The sequence below is a fragment of the Pantoea sp. 9140 genome, assembly GCF_000745295.1.
In the GTDB taxonomy this organism is placed as follows: domain Bacteria; phylum Pseudomonadota; class Gammaproteobacteria; order Enterobacterales; family Enterobacteriaceae; genus Pantoea; species Pantoea vagans.
Genome location: NZ_JQNO01000001.1, coordinates 982,375 through 999,028 on the forward strand (window position 1 = coordinate 982,375; position 16,654 = coordinate 999,028).

Below are 16,654 nucleotides of genomic sequence, written 5' to 3' on the forward strand. Positions count from 1 at the left end.
ATCTGGCTATAGGCTAAATCAAAATGGAATAAGTAATAAGGAAGTGATGTTTATGCCAGAGGGTAAGAATGGAATAGCGGGGGAAAACGGGGCAAGCTGCTGCTCGCCCCGGTCAAAGGATTACTTCTGCATAGGCAGGTTCAGGCCATGTTCAGCCGCGCACTGCTGTGCCAGCTCATAACCCGCGTCGGCATGACGCATCACACCGGTGGCCGGGTCGTTCCACAATACGCGACCCAGACGCGCATCAGCTTCTTTGCTGCCGTCACAGACAATCACCACACCGGAGTGCTGTGAGAAGCCCATGCCGACACCGCCGCCATGATGCAGGCTGACCCAGGTTGCGCCGCCAGCGGTATTCAGCAGGGCGTTGAGCAGCGGCCAGTCAGAGACCGCATCGGAGCCGTCTTTCATCGCTTCGGTCTCACGGTTAGGAGAGGCGACCGAGCCGCAGTCGAGATGGTCGCGGCCAATCACGACCGGCGCTTTCAGCTCGCCGTTGCGGACCATTTCGTTGAACGCCAGACCGGCAAGATGCCGTTCACCCAGTCCCAGCCAGCAGATACGGGCAGGCAGGCCCTGGAAGGCGATGCGCTCCTGCGCCATATCCAGCCAGCGATGCAGCGTTTTGTGGTGCGGGAACAGCTCTTTGAGTTTGGCGTCGGTCTTGTAGATATCTTCCGGATCGCCGGAAAGCGCGACCCAGCGGAACGGGCCTTTGCCTTCGCAGAACAGCGGACGGATATAGGCTGGCACAAAGCCAGGGAAATCGAACGCGTTGCTGACACCCTCGTCCAGCGCGACCTGACGAATGTTGTTGCCGTAATCCACGGTCGGGATGCCCATATGGCAGAAGTCGAGCATCGCCTGGACATGAACCGCCATAGAAGCACGGGCTGCTTTCTCAACGGCTTTCGGCTGTGAGACGCGCTCCTGCTGCCAGCGCGCCAGATCCCAGCCAATCGGCAGATAGCCATTAATCGGGTCGTGCGCCGATGTCTGGTCGGTCACGATGTCCGGCTTCGGTCCACCCGCCTGGGCGCGTTTCACCAGCTCCGGCAGGATCTCAGCGGCATTGCCCAGAAGGCCGACCGAAATCGCTTTTTTGGCGGCGGTGGCTTCGCTGATTAACGCCAGCGCTTCGTCCAGCGTGGTGGCTTTGTAGTCGACGTAACGGGTACGCAGACGGAAATCGATGCGTGACTCCTGGCACTCAATCGCCAGCACACAGGCCCCGGCCAGTACACCCGCCAGCGGTTGTGCGCCGCCCATGCCGCCCAGCCCGGCGGTGAGGATCCAGCGGCCGCTGAGGTCATTGTTATAATGCTGACGGCCCGCTTCCACGAAGGTTTCATAGGTGCCCTGCACGATGCCCTGCGCACCAATATAAATCCAGGAACCGGCGGTCATCTGGCCGTACATCATCAGGCCCGCTTTATCCAGCTCATGGAAGTGATCCCAGGTCGCCCAGTGCGGCACCAGGTTGGAGTTTGCCAGCAGCACGCGCGGCGCATCTGCGTGGGTGCGGAAGATGCCGACCGGCTTGCCGCTCTGAATCAGCAGCGTCTCATCCGGCTGCAGCGCCCGCAGCGAACGCAGGATCTGCTCGAAGCATTCCCAGTTGCGTGCTGCCTTACCGATGCCGCCGTATACCACCAGATCTTCCGGACGTTCGGCGACATCGGGATCGAGGTTGTTCTGAATCATGCGGTAAGCCGCTTCAATCAGCCAGTTGGCGCAGTGCAGCGTAGTACCGTGTGGTGCACGAATCTCACGTGCCACAGCCTGAGAAAGAGTTTCGCTCATGAAGTATTCCTTAATTCAAGAAGTTGGGCGCATGCTCGGCAGCAGCGCGGTCAATGCCTGAGGCCAGTCAGTGCGACTTGCCCACTGACGCATTGCCTCGATATCGGGTGCCAGCAGACGATCTTCCTCAAGGAAGGCGACCTGCTCGCGAATGGTGTCGATGGCCTGCTCAATCAGCGTGGAGCTTTTGAGTGGCCGGTTAAATTCGATGCCCTGCGCCGCAGCCATCGCCTCGATGCCCACTACGGCGGCGCTGTTAAAGCACATGCTGCCGAGACGGCGGGCGGCGTAAGTCGCCATGGAGACGTGGTCTTCCTGATTCGCTGAGGTCGGCAGACTGTCGACGCTGCCCGGATGGGCCAGCGATTTGTTCTCAGAAGCCAGCGCGGCGGCGGTGACCTGGGCGATCATAAAGCCGGAGTTTACGCCGCCGTCACGCACCAGGAAGGGCGGCAGACCGGATAAGCCGCTGTCCAGCAGCAGCGCCAGTCGCCGTTCCGAAATGGCACCCACTTCGGCAATTGCCAGCGCCAGGATGTCAGCGGCAAAAGCCACCGGCTCAGCGTGGAAGTTGCCGCCGGAGATCACATCGCCGCTGTCGCTGAATACCAGCGGGTTGTCCGAGGCGGCGTTCGCTTCGATTTCCAGAATTCGCGCCGCGTGGCTGACGTTGTCCAGGCAGGCGCCCATTACCTGGGGCACGCAGCGGATGGAGTAGGGGTCCTGAACGCGGCCGCAATGGGTATGGGACTGCAGAATTTCACTGCCCTCAATCAGGGTGCTGACGGCTGCCGCGACGGCAATCTGGCCCTGCTGGCCGCGCGCCTTGTGGATGCGGGCATCGAACGGTTTCAGCGAGCCTTTGATCGCTTCCAGCGACAGCGCACCGGCCATCAGACCGGCGGCAAACAGGTTCTCACCTTCAAACAGGCCGCGCAGCGCCAGCGCAGTCGAAACCTGGGTGCCGTTGAGCAGCGCCAGGCCCTCTTTCGGACCGAGCACAAACGGCGACAGGCCAACGCTTGCCAGTCCCTCGGTTGCCGGGATTAGCGTGCCATTGACCCGTACCTGACCTTCGCCCAGCAGCATCAGCGACATGTGCGCCAGCGGTGCCAGATCGCCAGAGGCGCCGACCGAGCCTTTTTCCGGAATGCAGGGCATTACGCCCGCGTTGAACAGCGCCAGCAGCGCCTCAACCAGTTCGATACGCACGCCAGAGTGACCGCGCGCCAGGCTGATGATTTTGGTGGCGACCACCAGGCGGGTGACATTGTCGGGCAGCAGATCGCCCAGCCCGACGCTGTGTGACAGCACCAGATTGCGCTGCAGATCCGCCAGCCGGCTGGCCGGGATTTGCGTCTGTGCCAGCTTGCCAAAGCCGGTATTAATGCCATACACCACGTTGCCGGAGGCGACAATCGTCTCCACGGTCTGCTGCGCCGCCGCAATCGCCTGACGCGCACTGTCGTCAAGACTCAGCGTGACGTTACCCTGATAGATAGCGCGTAATGTGGCGAGGTCCACCTCGCCGGGCACCAGGCGCAATGCCTGAAACGAACCTGACATAGTCTACTCCTGTCTATACAAGTGTGCTGGCAAGGCTAAGCTGCTTTCCATGCCCTGAACCAGCGGAATAATGCGAGTGAAACATAAGCGTTAATTCTTGTCTATGCTTGTCTATACAATCAAACAGACTAAGCAAGTGCCGTGCCAGACCGATCACAAAAATCGAATGTCCACCTGGCGCGGGTCGCGGGTTAAACACGACGGAGCGAGTGCACCATCAGGATGCGCAGACTGCACCAGTGAGGCACGGCGCGCGCTACTGGATGTATATACATTCACGCAGTGAGACAGTAAACTTAAGGGACTTTCAGCATAAGGAACAGCAAATGGTCGAGCATACGGCACTGGCACAACTGGCGGCGGCAATGAGCGATGAACCCGCCCCGATTTATCAGCGGGTGAAGCAGGCCATCGTCAGCCAGATCCGTGAAGGGTTGTGGAAAGCGAATCAGCGTGTGCCATCAGAAAGTGAACTGGTGAATGAGCTGGGCGTCAGCCGCATGACCATTAACCGGGCGCTGCGCGAACTGACCAGCGAAGGTTTTCTGGTGCGGATGCAGGGCGTCGGCACCTTCGTGGCGGAGATGAAAGGCTATACCGCTATGCTGGAGGTGCATAACATCGCCGATGAGATCGCTCAGCGCGGTCATCAGCACAGCTGTAAAATTCTCGCTATCGGTCAGGACAAAGCCGATCCTGAGCAGGCCGCCGTGCTGGGGCTCACCACCGGACAGACGCTCTACCATTCGCTGATTGTGCATTACGAAAATGATCTGCCGGTGCAGCTTGAGGACCGTCTGGTCAATCCGCTGGTCGCGCCCGACTACCTGACGCAGGATTATCAGCAGATGACGCCCTATACCTATCTGATGCGGGTCGCGCCGCTGACGGCAGGCGAGCACATTGTTGAAGCGGTGCTGCCCGATGCGCGTCAGCGTAAACATCTGTCGCTGGATGAACATGAACCCTGCCTGCTGATTCGCCGTCAGACCTGGAGCGACACGAAAATCGTCACCTATGCGCGACTGCTCTATCCCGGCTCACGCTACAAACTGCTGGGCCGCTTCAGGGGACACGGTTAAGCCGGGTAAACAGCAGCCGGGCATCCGGCTCGCACGGGCTGAGTTGTGTTTCTTCATCGACCCACCACGCGCCCTGTTGCGCGGTCAGCCTTTCCCCGTCAGCGGTCTGCCACGCCCCCGCCAGCACCCAGGCGACGCCGTGCAGACTACTGACCGGCGCGGTAGCCACCTCCACCGTAGCCTGCCATTCACCGCGTCGGGTCATGATATTAAAATCTTCGCTGACGCTACCCTGCAGTTGCGCTGTTAAGGCAAGTTCTCCGGCAAACGCCCACGGCTTGTGCGGGGTTAAAAGGTGCTGCACGCCGGGCGCGGTTAACAACACCGGATCGCCATGCAGCAGGGTAATCACCCGATCGATGTCCGGAAAGGCGGAAAAGGGACCATCCTGCGCCAGGGTCGCAATGCTGGCGCGCCAGCCGAAATGCTCCGCGCCGGGCGGGAAGCTGATGATTTCGCGGGTTTCGCCGCCGCCGTTGCGCCAGTGGCTGACCGCCAGATCGTCGTACCTGAACCGGGCGATCATCGCAGCGCCGCCATCGCCTGAGCAAAGCGTGCAGCACACGCCGCCTGCTGCGGATGCACCCCATCTTCAACCACGGCCTTACCCGCCACATAAACGTCCCGAATCTGATCGCGCTGTCCGGCAAACAGCCAGCGGTTCAGCACCGCATGTGAATCCACGCTGCCGAGCCATGCATCATCGCGCAGCACCAGCCAGTCGGCACGTTGTCCCACCGCCAGCGCGCCCTGCTGAATGCCGCACGCCTGGGCTCCGCCCGCCGCGGCCTGCTGCCACAGCAAATCGCCCACCGACGGCTGGCCGGGCAGGGTAATCCGGTTGCGGCGCTGGTCGCGCAGCCGCTGCGCATACTCCAGCCAGCGCAACTCTTCCTGGGCGCTCAGCGAGACGTGACTGTCGGAGCCGATGCCCCAGCGTCCGCCCTGCGCGATATACTCCACTGCCGGAAAGATGCCGTCACCGAGGTTGGCTTCGGTGGTCGGACAGAGACCCGCTACCGCGCCACTTTGCGCGAGACGCGACAGTTCGCTCTCATCCAGATGGGTGGCGTGGATCAGGCACCAGCGCGCATCCACCGCAAAGCGGTTCAGCAGCCAGGCTACCGGACGCTCGCCGCTCCACGCCAGCGAGTCATTGATCTCTTTCTGCTGTTCAGCCACATGAATATGCACCGGCAGTGCCGGATCGCTGGCCGCCAGCACCTCATTCATCTGGCTTTCGCTTACTGCCCGCAGCGAATGGAAACAGATGCCCCGGTTCAGCAGGGGCCGCCGCTGCTGCAACGCATCCAGCCGCGCCTGCTGTTGCAGGTAGTGGTCAGTCTGCTGGATAAAACGCTTCTGACCCGCCGCCGCAGGCTGGCTGCCAAAGCCGCTGTAGCTGTAGAGCACGGGCAACATTGTCTGGCCGATACCGGCAATCTCCGCCGCTTCAATCAGCTGTTGCAGCATCGCGTCATCGCTGTAGGGCGCGCCGCTGGGGTCGTGATGGAGATAGTGAAACTCTGCTACCTGGGTGTAGCCGCCTTTCAGCATCTCGATGTAGAGCAGGGCGGCAATATCACCCACCTGCTCTGGCGTCAGGCGCTGCACCATGCGGTACATCAGGTCCCGCCATGTCCAGAAGCTGTCCTGTGGATCGCCCGCCACTTCGGCCAGACCCGCCATCGCCCGCTGGAAGGCGTGCGAGTGCAGGTTGGCGATGGCCGGGATCACCTCGCCGTTGAGGCGGATGGCCTGATCGGCGTGGCTGTCCGGGGAAATAGAGTCGATAAAACCGGCCTGATTGACCGTAATACGTACCTGCTGCTGCCAGCCCTCCGCCAGCAGTGCGCGCGGGGCAAAAAAAGTCGCCATGGTTGATCCTCATCGGATGTGGTTGTATATACATATACATACTTTGAGGCACAGTGTAAACGGTGGAGGCATGAGGCAGCGATGACAGAAGAGATGCGCGTAGAGGCGGTGTGGACGGGGGCCGACCTGGTCACCATGCGTGACGGAAAGTACCATCTGATCCCACAGGGCGCACTGGTGGTGCGGGCGGGCAGGCTGGTGTGGGTCGGGCCTGAAGCGGAGATGCCCGCCTTCGTCGCCGATCGGCATCATCGTCTGCCAGGCGGTATCGTGACGCCGGGGCTGGTGGATTGTCATACTCACCTGGTGTTTGGCGGCGACCGCAGCCAGGAGTTTGAACAGCGTCTGAATGGCGTCAGCTACGCAGAGATTGCCGCGCAGGGCGGGGGCATTCTCTCCACCGTGCGCGCAACCCGCGCGGCGACGGAAGAGGAGCTGGTGGCCTCGGCCCGCTGGCGACTCGACCGCCTGCTGGCCGAGGGTGTCACCACCGTGGAGATCAAGTCCGGCTATGGTCTGGATGAAGAGAGCGAATTGCGGATGCTACGGGCGGTTCGTCAGCTGGGCGAGAGCGTGGCCGCCGATGTCCACGCCACCTGCCTGGCGGCGCACGCCTTTCCGCCGGAGTTTAAGCACGACCCGGATGGCTGGGTCGATATCATCTGCGACCGTCTGCTGCCGCAGGTGCAGGCGCTGGGGCTGGCGGATGCGGTGGATGCCTTCTGCGAGCATCTCGCCTTTTCCCCGGAGCAGGTGGCGCGGGTGTTTGACCGGGCGGTGGCGCTGGGCATGCCGGTGAAACTGCATGCAGAACAGCTTTCCGCGCTGGGTGGTGCTGCACTGGCGGCCCGCTATGGTGCGCTTTCAGCTGATCATCTTGAATATGCCACCGAAGAGGATGCCAGGGCGATGGCGCAGCATGGCACCGTGGCGGTGCTACTGCCCGGTGCGTTTTATCTGCTGCGCGAAACCCAGCGTCCGCCGGTGGATCTCTTCCGCCGCCACGGCGTGCCGATGGCGCTGGCCAGCGATGCCAATCCCGGCACGTCGCCCGCGCTGTCGCTGCGTCTGATGCTCAATATGGGCTGTACGCTGTTTGGCATGACGCCGGAAGAGGCGCTGGCGGGCGTCACCCTGTGGGGGGCAAAAGCGCTGGGGCTGGCGGAGAGTCACGGCTCGCTGGAGGCGGGTAAAGTGGCAAACTTCGTCCACTGGCCGCTGGCACGTCCGGCAGAACTGGTTTACTGGCTGGGTGGTGAACTGTCCTGTACTGTTATCTATCGTGGAGAACCGCAATGAACCCTTTCTATTTTTCCCAGGGCAGCCTGCCGCTGCTGGTCAGCATTCCCCACGCCGGTACTGAACTGACGCCTGAGGTGGACGCCGGATTGAGCGAGGCCGCGCGCGGCCTGCCTGACACCGACTGGCACATCCCGCTGCTGTATGATTTTGTGCGTGACCTCGGGGCCAGTGTGTTAATCGGCCGCTATTCCCGTTTTGTGGTCGATCTTAATCGTCCGCCCGATAATCAGCCACTCTATACCACTGCCACCACCGGCCTGTTCCCGGAAACCCTGTTCGACGGCACGCCGACCTTTGCACCAGGCAAAACGCCCGATGCCACGGCGCGTCAGGGCTACATCGATCAAATCTGGCAACCTTACCATCAGCAGATTCAGCAGGAGCTGTCGCGGCTTAAAGCGCAGCACGGCTATGCGCTGCTGTTTGACGCCCACTCCATCGCCAGTGAAATCCCCCGCCTGTTTGAGGGGCGGCTGCCCGATATCAACATCGGCACCAACGACGGCGCGAGCTGCACGCCTGAAATGAGCGTGGCGATTGAGGCGGTGTGTGCGGCCCAGACCGACTACAGCTGGGTGCTCAACGGCCGCTTTAAAGGCGGTTACATCACCCGCGCCTATGGCCAGCCTCAGCAGCAGATTGAGGCAGTTCAGCTGGAGCTGGCGCAGCTGAACTACATGGATGAAACCCCGCCTTATGCCTGGCAGCAGGCGCGTGCCGCGGGGTTACAAAAAGTGTTAAAGGCGATGATCCACACCATGCTGGCACAGGCCAGACCGCAATAAATCTGCGATGCGCCGCCCTGGTGCAGCGCTGCGCTAATCGGGTGCAGGTGAGAGCAGCCTGTCTGGCTGCTCCCTTGCTTCCGCCTCCATTCGTCGCTTTTGCAGAGCTGGCATAACCTTTGCTTGGTTGTATGTACAAGTGCTGCAGCGCGTGCTCAATCTGAATAAATCCCGTCTGGCTCACAAAATGATAAAGCCGGCAATGAACTGCACTGCGTTAACTTGTATATACATGACATATCATCCTGTGAAATTTATGTTAAATCTCGCAGGGCGATCACCAGGCCGCTACTTTCAGGAGAACCGTATGATGCACCCTCTGACCCTTCGTCGTTTATGTCTCACTACGCTTGTTTCCAGTCTGCTGCTCTGTGGCGTCAGCGCCCAGGCTAAAGAGTGGAAGTCCATCACCATTGCCACTGAAGGCAGTTATGAACCCTGGAACCTCACCCTGCCGGGCGGCAAGCTGGGCGGTTTCGAACCAGAGCTGATGGCGGATCTCTGCCAGCGCATGGCGATTCAGTGCAAGCTGGTGGTACAGAACTGGGATGGCATGATCGCCGGACTGAATGCCGGAAAATATGACGTGATCATGGATGCGATTGTGATTACGCCCGACCGCAAAAAAGTGGTGAATTTCACCGTCCCTTACGCCTCCACGCCCGCCACCTTTATCACGGTAAAAGGGTCACTGCTGCCCGCCGACAGTAAGATCATCAAACTTACCGACGATGAAAAAACCATAGCGCCTGCCATTGCACCCCTGAAAGCCGCGCTGAAGGGCAAAACGATCGGTATCGCCTCCGGCACGGTCTACACGCCGTTTATCGACAAATACTTCAAAGATGTGGCGGATGTGCGCGAATACACCAGCTCAGCCGATGCGATCCTCGATTTGCAGGCCGGACGCATTGATGCGGTGTTTGATGATGTGACCTTTGCGCAGTCGATGCTGGCGCGACCGGATAACCGTAACCTCAGTTTCAGCGGTCCACAGCTGGGCGGCCCGATCTGGGGTGAGGGCGAGGCGTTGGGCGTGCGCATGGCAGACAACGATCTAAAAGCCCGACTGGATCAGGCGATCAAAGCCGCGCTGGCCGACGGCACAGTGAAAAAGCTGAGCGAGAAATGGTTCAAAACTGACGTCACACCCTGAGAGAGGTAACGGATGATAAGCCTGCTGAGTTTTGGCCCGGACGGCTGGGGACGGTTGATTCTGAGTGCCACGCTGACCACGCTGCTGCTGTCGTTTGCCGCACTGCTGGTTGGCGCGGTGGTGGGGTCGGGCGTTGCTGCCGCGAAGTTATCGCCGCACCGGGCGGTGCGCTGGCTGGGGGAAGGTTACTCGGTGATCTTCCGTGGCATTCCTGAGCTGCTGGTGATCTACCTGTTCTACTTCGGCGGATCGGGGTTGATCACGCAGATCGGACAGCTGTTTGGCGCGGACGGTTTTATCGAAGCGCCGCCATTTCTGATCGGGGCGCTGGCTATCGGGCTTATCTCCGGCTCTTACCAGGCGGAAGTCTACCGCGCCGCACGACTGGCACTGGCGAAAGGGGAGATTGAAGCCGCTGTCGCGATTGGCATGCCGCGCTGGCGCATCCGGCAACGCATTCTGCTGCCGCAGGTGGCGCGCTATGCGCTGCCCGGCCTGTCAAACGTCTGGCAGATGAGCCTGAAAGATTCGGCGCTGGTGTCGGTGACCGGCATTGTCGAGCTGATGCGGGCCAGCCAGATTGCGGCCGGTTCGACCCGTGACTACTTCTCCTTTTACCTGGTGGGCGGAGCCTGTTACCTGCTGCTGACGCTGCTGTCGAACCGCGCCTTTCTGCGCGCCGAATCCCGTCTTGGCCGCGCCTGGCAAAGCCGCACCGCTGCGCAGCATTAAGGAGACTTATGATCGATTTTGCGTTCCTCACTGACACCTTCCTTAAACTCAGCGCTGCACTGCCGGTCACGCTGGGCCTGTTTATCAGTGCGTTTTTCTGCGGAGGCGTGCTGGCAGTAGGTATTCTGGCACTGTCGCTCTGTACCGCTGCCTACACCGCGGAGATTCTGCGTGGCGCGCTGCTGGCGGTGCCGCCCGGTCAGGTGGAAGCGGGCATGGCCTGCGGTATGTCGCGTGGGCTGCTGCTGCGACGGATTATCGCGCCGGTGATGCTGCGTTACGCGCTGCCTGCGTACTCTACCGAAGCGATCCTGCTGGTGAAATCGACCGCGCTGGCCAGCCTGGTGACGGTCTGGGATGTTACCGGCGTGGCGCAGCAGATCATTCAGCGCACCTACCGCACCATGGAAGTGTTTCTCTGTGCGGCGGCGATCTACCTGATCCTCAACTTCATTATTGTTCAACTCTATGCCCTGCTGGAGCGGCGTCTGACGCCGGTACATAAACCGGAAAAAAAGCCGTTACTGACCGCTAAGCCGATTACCGGAGGAGAGAAAAATGTCTGAACTGCAACCCGTCACGCTGTCGGCCAGCGATATCCATAAATCTTTTGGTGCCATGGAGGTGCTGAAAGGCATCTCGCTGCAGGCGCACAAGGGCGATGTCATCTCCATTCTTGGTGCCAGCGGGTCGGGCAAAAGTACGCTGCTGCGCTGCATTAACCTGCTGGAGACGCCCGATTCCGGCGTGGTCAGCGTCGGCGGTGAAACCATCGAGATGAAGCGCCATGCACGCGGGCATCAGCTGGCAGCCAATCCGCGGCAGATTGAACGGCTGCGTTCCCGACTGGGGATGGTGTTTCAGAGCTTTAACCTCTGGTCGCATCTCACCGTGCTGCAGAATGTCATTGAAGGGCCGCACTACGTGCTGAAGCGCGATAAAAAAGCCTGCATCGCCCAGGCGGAACAGCTGCTGGATCGGGTTGGTCTGCTGAATCGCAAAGACTTCTATCCCGCCCAGCTTTCGGGGGGGCAGCAGCAGCGGGTGGCAATCGCCCGTGCGCTGGCAATGGATCCGGAGGTGATGCTGTTTGATGAGCCGACGTCAGCCCTGGACCCGGAACTGGTGGGCGAGGTGCTGAAGGTCATGCGCAGCCTGGCGGAAGAGGGGCGCACCATGCTGGTGGTTACACATGAGATGGGTTTTGCCCGCAACGTCTCTAACCGGGTGGTGTTTATGCATCAGGGCACGATTGACTGTCAGGGCACGCCAGAAGCGATGTTCGGCGAGGCGGGATCGACGCGCTTTAAGCAGTTTATCTCCAGTCATCATCAGGTGGAGCCGGTGGTATGAGTGACGTGACGAAGCAGACGCGGGTCTGGGGCGATGGTCCGCTCAGGTGGCAGGAACTGGTGCAGGTTGCCCGGCACGGTGCCACCCTGACGCTGAGCGACAGCGCCTGGCAGCGCATCGCCCAGAGCCGTGAAATCGTCGGCAACATCGTGGCGGCGGGGCAGGTGGCGTACGGTATCAATACCGGGCTGGGGGCGCTCTGTAACATCACGCTGTCTGAAGATGAGCTGGGCCAGCTGTCGCGCAATACTCTGATGAGCCATGCCTGCGGCGTCGGGCCGGTGCTGAAAAAAGCGGAGGTGCGCGCCATTCTGTGCGCCGCGATTGCTAACTACAGCCACGGCAAATCGGGTGTCTCAGTGGCGCTGGTGCAGCAGCTGCTGGCGCTGCTGAATCTGCAGATTACGCCACAGGTGCCGTCGCAGGGATCGGTGGGCTATCTGACCCATATGGCGCATATCGGCCTGGCGCTGATTGGTATTGGCGAGGTGGAGTGGCGTGGCGAAATCATCCCGGCGCAGCAGGCGCTGGAACAGGCGGGGTTAGCCCCTTACCGGCCTGGCGCAAAAGAGGGGCTGAGCCTGGTTAACGGCACGCCCTGCATGACCGGCTTAGCCTGTCTGGCTCTGGACGATGCTGAACGTCTGCTGGACTGGGCGGATGTTACCGGCGCAATGAGCTTTGAGGCGCTGCGCGGACAGCTGGTGGCCTTTGACCCTGAGGTGCTGGCGCTCAAGGCCAGTCCGGGGATTCAGCGCAGCGGCGAACGTCTGCGCCAGTTGTTACGTGACAGCCCGCTGCTGAACGCGAGCGTCGGCATCCGGACTCAGGATGCGCTGAGCCTGCGGTCGATGCCGCAGGTGCACGGTGCCTGCCGCGATCAGTTCGACCATGCCGCCCGTCAGGTGGAGACCGAACTCAACGCCTGTACCGACAATCCGCTGGTTCTGGGCACGCCACAGGCCTGGCGCGTGGTGTCGCAGTCACATCCGCACGGTGAGTCGGTGGCGATGGCCTGCGACCTGCTGGCGATTGCGCTGGCGGAGCTGGGCAGTATTGCTGAGCGACGGCTGGATCGGCTGGTCAATCCGCTTGTCAGCGGCCTGCCGCCGTTTCTGGTTGCGGAGCCTGGCGTCAATTCCGGCATGATGATTGCGCAATATGTGGCGGCCTCGCTTTGCGCGGAAAACCGTCAGCTGGCGCAGCCTGCGGTGCTCGACAACTATGTGACGTCGGGATTACAGGAGGATCATCTGAGTCTCGGCACCGGGTCGGCGCTGAAACTGCTGAAGCTGGTCAGCAATGTCGATCACATTATCGCGATTGAGTATCTGCTGGCGTCGCAGGCGCTGGAGTTTCATGGTGAATCAGAGCTGGCAGCGGGCACGCGGCGCGCCTGGCAGCTGTTGCGGCAGGTGGTTGATCGCTGGCAGCAGGATCGCTGGCTGGCCCCCGATATCGCCCGCGCGGTGGCGCAGATAAAAGCGCACCGGGCCGATGCGCTTATGGAGTGAGGATTATTTGCGGCGTGCGTCCGGGCGGACTAAATCAAAGCGCTGCGCTTCACTGATCCCGTAATAGGCACTGGGTCCGCCCGCGCGCAGAATCGGCTCGGCTTTGGCGGTCTGATAGATGCCCTCTTCAAGCAGCGATTCATCGATGTGGATCGCCACCGCTTCACCCATCACCAGCCAGCTGTCGAGCAGGTTACCGCTGGCATCCTGCAGCTGAATGAGTTGCGTCAGGCGGCACTCGAAGTTGACCGGGCTTTCCGCTACCAGGCTGGCACTGACCTGTGAAGCGGCCAGCGGCGTTAGCCCGGCAAAGGCGAACTCATCCTGATCGGCAGGCAGCGAGGCAGAACTTTCATTCATCGCTTCGGCCAGCGGACGGGTCGCCAGGTTCCAGACAAACTCTTTGGTCTCTGCAATATTCCGCACGCTGTCTTTCCAGCCGCTGCTGGCGAAACCGATAACCGGCGGATGATAGTTGAAGCAGTTAAAGAAGCTGTAAGGGGCCAGATTGTGTTGACCGCTGGCACTGACAGAGCTAATCCAGCCAATCGGGCGCGGCCCGATGATGGCATTCAGCGGATCGTGCGGCAGTCCATGACCAGCACGGGGTTGATAGGAATAGCGTTTCCGGGTCATAACGTCTCCAGCAGATGATTTTATTTATCTTAGCCCGACAGCATCACCCGACGGAATCGGAAAGAGGTAAGCGGATTGTGCGGGTTTATTTTCCGGCGCCTACAGCGTATTGTACGCGCGCCTGAATAATTGAGAGAACGTATGAAAAAGTCAGCCAGCACGTCGCCCTTCCACGCCCGCAATCGCCATCAGGGCGAATACGATTTTGCCGCGCTAACCGCTGCCCATCCGCCGCTGGCGGCGAAAGTCCGGCCTAACGGTTATGGCGTGCAGTCCGTGGATTTCGCGGACCCGGAGGCGGTAATGCTGCTGAACCAGGCGCTCATCAAACTGTTTTATGACATCGACTGGCAGCTGGCCCCCGGCTCACTCTGCCCGCCTGTGCCAGGGCGCGCCGATTATCTTCACTACCTGGCCGATCTGCTGGCGCTGGACAACAACAGCGCGATCCCGGCGGCGGACGTGCTGGATATCGGCTGCGGCGCAAACTGCATCTATCCACTGATTGGTGCGGCGGAATATGGCTGGCGCTTTACCGGCACCGAAATTGATGAAGCCGCCATCAAAGCCGCTAACCGCATCGTCGCGGCTAACCCACGCCTGACGCGCCAGATCCGTCTGCGTCGTCAGAAAAACAGCGATGCGGTGCTGGCGGGCGTGGTCAGCAAAAATGAATTTTTCAGCGCGGTGATGTGTAACCCGCCGTTCCACGCGTCGGCTGAAGAGGCGTCCTCGGGATCGCAGCGTAAAGTGCGCAATCTCGGGCTGGATAAAAGTGCGCCACTTAACTTTGGCGGGCAGCACAATGAGCTGTGGTATCCCGGTGGCGAAAAGGCGTTTATCGGCAAGATGATCGCCGAGAGCGTGGCGTTTGGTCGCCAGATTGGCTGGTTTACTTCATTAGTTTCGCGCAAAGAGAATTTACCGGCGCTGGAAAAACAGCTGCAGGCGCTCGACGTCGAAGAGGTGCGGGTGGTGAATATGGCGCAGGGTCAGAAGCAGAGCCGCTTCCTGGCGTGGAGTTTTATGCCTGCCGCACAGCGCAGCAAGCTGCTGAGTCGGTTGGGTAGCTAAGTCATGTCTTAACGCGGGTAACGAGTTTAGCTGCGGACGAAGAGGAAAAAAAACGGGCCGCTAAGCGGCCCGTTTTGATTGTTGACAACGTCAGACTCGGTGGCGGTAAGACCGAGCTGGCACAGGGAACACGGTCAGATCGGAAAGACGCAAAGGCTGTCATCCATGACATGCTCGGCCCGCGCCGTCCCTGGCGCGGGACGCTTTCCTCTTCTGACCGTGTTCCCTTTGCTTCGGGTTTGTTCGTTGCTGCCAGATTTATCCTGGTTTAGGTTGTCATCAGGCTTAACGGGCCGCTTAGCGGCCCGTTTTGATCAGGAGACGTGCTGCAGGAATTCGCGCAGACGTTCGCTGGGGGGATTGCTGATCAGACTGTCGGGATCCCCATCTTCCGCAATCCGGCCTTTGTCGATAAAGATCAGACGCGAGGCGACCTTCTGCGCAAAGCCCACTTCGTGCGTCACAATCACCATCGTCATGCCTTCTTCCGCCAGATCCTGCATCACTTTCAGTACTTCGTGACGTAACTCCGGGTCCAGCGCAGAGGTTGGCTCATCAAACAGCATCATCTTCGGCTTGACCGCCAGCGCACGGGCAATCGCCACACGCTGCTGCTGGCCGCCGGACAGCTCGGACGGGAAGTGATGCGCACGCTCTGCCAGACCTACTTTGCCCAGCAGCTCTCGCGCCAGCTGGCGTGCTGCCTCTTTACTGGCACCGCGCACCCGGATGGGACCAAAGGCGACGTTGTCCAGCGCACTCATCTGTGGGAACAGATGAAACTGCTGAAACACCATCCCGGCTTCCTGACGGATCAGGCGGTCGTCGACTTTCGGGTCGTTAACGCGCAGGCCATCAACAATCAGTTCGCCGCTGGTGATCTCTTCCAGCTTATTAATGCAGCGCAGCAGCGTCGATTTACCGGAACCGGATGGGCCGATAATCACCACCACTTCACCCTGGTTAATCTTCAGATCGATATTGTGCAGCACCTGGGTCTGGCCAAAATGCTTGGAGACATCTTTAAATTCAATCACAGGATTTTCACCCTTTTCTCAATGCGGCGCAGCACAAAGCTCAACACCAGCGTAATCACCAGATAGATGATCGCGACGGCGCTCCAGATTTCCAGAGCGCGGAAGTTACCGGCAATAATCTCCTGACCCTGACGTGTCAGTTCGGCCACGCCAATAACGATAAACAGTGAGGTATCTTTGATGCTGACAATCCACTGGTTGCCCAATGGTGGCAGCATACGACGCAGTGCCAGCGGCATAATCACGTAGCGCAGCGTCTCGCGGCTCGACAGGCCAAGCGCCAGTCCGGCTTCACGGAATCCCTTGTTGATCGACAGCACCGCACCACGGGTGATCTCGGCAATATACGCGCCGGAGTTAATCATGATGGTCACCACGGCGGCGGTGAAAGGATCAATACGCAGGTCAGGGAATGCCATCGGCAGCGCAAAGTAAATAAACATCACCTGCACCACGATAGGGGTACCACGGATGATTTCGATAAACACCAGTGCGATGTTATTGGTGATCCAGCCACCGTAAGCGCGGGCAAAACCGGCCACCAGCCCGATAAACAGGCCGCCAACCAGGCCAATGATTGAGATAATTAAGGTCAGTTTGGCGCCTTCGAGCAGCGCTGGCATGGCGGGCCAGATGACGCTCCAGTCAAACTCCATGGTGTCACTCCAGATATGTTGCGATGGAAAAAAGCAGGGAAAAAGTTTCCCTGCTGAAATCAGATAACGGGCAAATT

General features: G+C 60.3%; 16 protein-coding genes. 9 read left to right on the top strand and 7 right to left on the bottom strand.

Translation table 11 applies throughout. The annotated features are described in order from the left end of the window. Positions 1-120: 120 nt before the first annotated feature. Positions 121-1,806: a urocanate hydratase gene (hutU, locus tag FA92_RS04630; protein ID WP_013357234.1), complete on the bottom strand. Its 1,686-nt coding sequence runs from the start codon at positions 1,804-1,806 to the stop codon at positions 121-123. Positions 1,807-1,821: 15 nt separating this feature from the next. Beyond that, positions 1,822-3,372, bottom strand: coding sequence for a histidine ammonia-lyase (hutH, locus tag FA92_RS04635; protein ID WP_013357235.1), 1,551 nt, complete (start codon positions 3,370-3,372; stop codon positions 1,822-1,824). 326 nt (positions 3,373-3,698) lie between these two features. Between hutH (FA92_RS04635) and hutC the strand changes: the two genes are divergently transcribed. Continuing rightward, the gene (gene hutC, locus FA92_RS04640) at positions 3,699-4,454 is read left to right on the top strand and encodes a histidine utilization repressor (RefSeq protein ID WP_013357236.1); all 756 of its coding nucleotides are present in this window, start codon (positions 3,699-3,701) and stop codon (positions 4,452-4,454) included. On the opposite strand, the gene FA92_RS04645 is transcribed toward hutC, so the two are convergent. Then, positions 4,438-4,980 (bottom strand): HutD family protein, encoded by a 543-nt coding sequence (locus FA92_RS04645; RefSeq protein ID WP_033782417.1) that lies wholly within the window; start codon positions 4,978-4,980, stop codon positions 4,438-4,440. The genes hutC and FA92_RS04645 overlap by 17 nt on opposite strands. Next, positions 4,977-6,332, bottom strand: coding sequence for a formimidoylglutamate deiminase (locus tag FA92_RS04650; protein ID WP_033782420.1), 1,356 nt, complete (start codon positions 6,330-6,332; stop codon positions 4,977-4,979). The genes FA92_RS04645 and FA92_RS04650 overlap by 4 nt, the downstream gene beginning before the upstream one ends. Positions 6,333-6,413: 81 nt before the next feature. On the opposite strand from FA92_RS04650, the gene hutI reads away from it, so the two are divergent. The 7 genes from hutI to hutH (FA92_RS04685) all read left to right on the top strand — a co-directional run bounded on the left by hutI (position 6,414) and on the right by hutH (FA92_RS04685) (position 13,174). Continuing rightward, positions 6,414-7,631: an imidazolonepropionase gene (hutI, locus tag FA92_RS04655; protein ID WP_033782422.1), complete on the top strand. Its 1,218-nt coding sequence runs from the start codon at positions 6,414-6,416 to the stop codon at positions 7,629-7,631. Further along, a complete protein-coding gene (hutG, locus tag FA92_RS04660) occupies positions 7,628-8,419 on the top strand; it encodes an N-formylglutamate deformylase (protein WP_033782425.1) in 792 nt (263 codons plus the stop codon). Before hutI ends, hutG begins: the two co-directional genes overlap by 4 nt. A 307-nt stretch (positions 8,420-8,726) precedes the next feature. Next, entirely contained in the window at positions 8,727-9,575 is an 849-nt protein-coding gene (locus FA92_RS04665) for a transporter substrate-binding domain-containing protein (protein WP_033782427.1), read from the top strand. Between the two features lie 12 nt (positions 9,576-9,587). Then, positions 9,588-10,307, top strand: a complete 720-nt coding sequence (locus FA92_RS04670) for an ABC transporter permease subunit (RefSeq protein WP_013357242.1) — start codon at positions 9,588-9,590, stop codon at positions 10,305-10,307. Between the two features lie 8 nt (positions 10,308-10,315). Further along, positions 10,316-10,873, top strand: a complete 558-nt coding sequence (locus tag FA92_RS04675; RefSeq protein WP_033782429.1) for an ABC transporter permease subunit — start codon at positions 10,316-10,318, stop codon at positions 10,871-10,873. Further along, complete coding sequence (locus tag FA92_RS04680; protein WP_013357244.1) at positions 10,866-11,660, top strand: ATP-binding cassette domain-containing protein; 795 nt, start codon at positions 10,866-10,868, stop codon at positions 11,658-11,660. The genes FA92_RS04675 and FA92_RS04680 overlap by 8 nt, the downstream gene beginning before the upstream one ends. Further along, positions 11,657-13,174, top strand: coding sequence for a histidine ammonia-lyase (hutH, locus tag FA92_RS04685; protein WP_033782430.1), 1,518 nt, complete (start codon positions 11,657-11,659; stop codon positions 13,172-13,174). Before FA92_RS04680 ends, hutH (FA92_RS04685) begins: the two co-directional genes overlap by 4 nt. Positions 13,175-13,177: 3 nt before the next feature. Here hutH (FA92_RS04685) and FA92_RS04690 read toward each other — a convergent pair whose 3' ends face one another. Next, positions 13,178-13,810 (bottom strand): flavin reductase family protein, encoded by a 633-nt coding sequence (locus FA92_RS04690; RefSeq protein ID WP_033782432.1) that lies wholly within the window; start codon positions 13,808-13,810, stop codon positions 13,178-13,180. Between the two features lie 141 nt (positions 13,811-13,951). On the opposite strand from FA92_RS04690, the gene rlmF reads away from it, so the two are divergent. Beyond that, on the top strand, positions 13,952-14,884 hold the full coding sequence (rlmF, locus tag FA92_RS04695) for a 23S rRNA (adenine(1618)-N(6))-methyltransferase RlmF (RefSeq protein ID WP_033782434.1): 933 nt from the start codon (positions 13,952-13,954) through the stop codon (positions 14,882-14,884). Positions 14,885-15,198: 314 nt separating this feature from the next. Here rlmF and glnQ read toward each other — a convergent pair whose 3' ends face one another. Further along, the gene (gene glnQ / locus FA92_RS04700; RefSeq protein ID WP_010254327.1) at positions 15,199-15,921 is read right to left on the bottom strand and encodes a glutamine ABC transporter ATP-binding protein GlnQ; all 723 of its coding nucleotides are present in this window, start codon (positions 15,919-15,921) and stop codon (positions 15,199-15,201) included. Then, complete coding sequence (gene glnP, locus FA92_RS04705; protein ID WP_013357248.1) at positions 15,918-16,577, bottom strand: glutamine ABC transporter permease GlnP; 660 nt, start codon at positions 16,575-16,577, stop codon at positions 15,918-15,920. Before glnP ends, glnQ begins: the two co-directional genes overlap by 4 nt. Between the last annotated feature and the right edge of the window lie 77 nt (positions 16,578-16,654).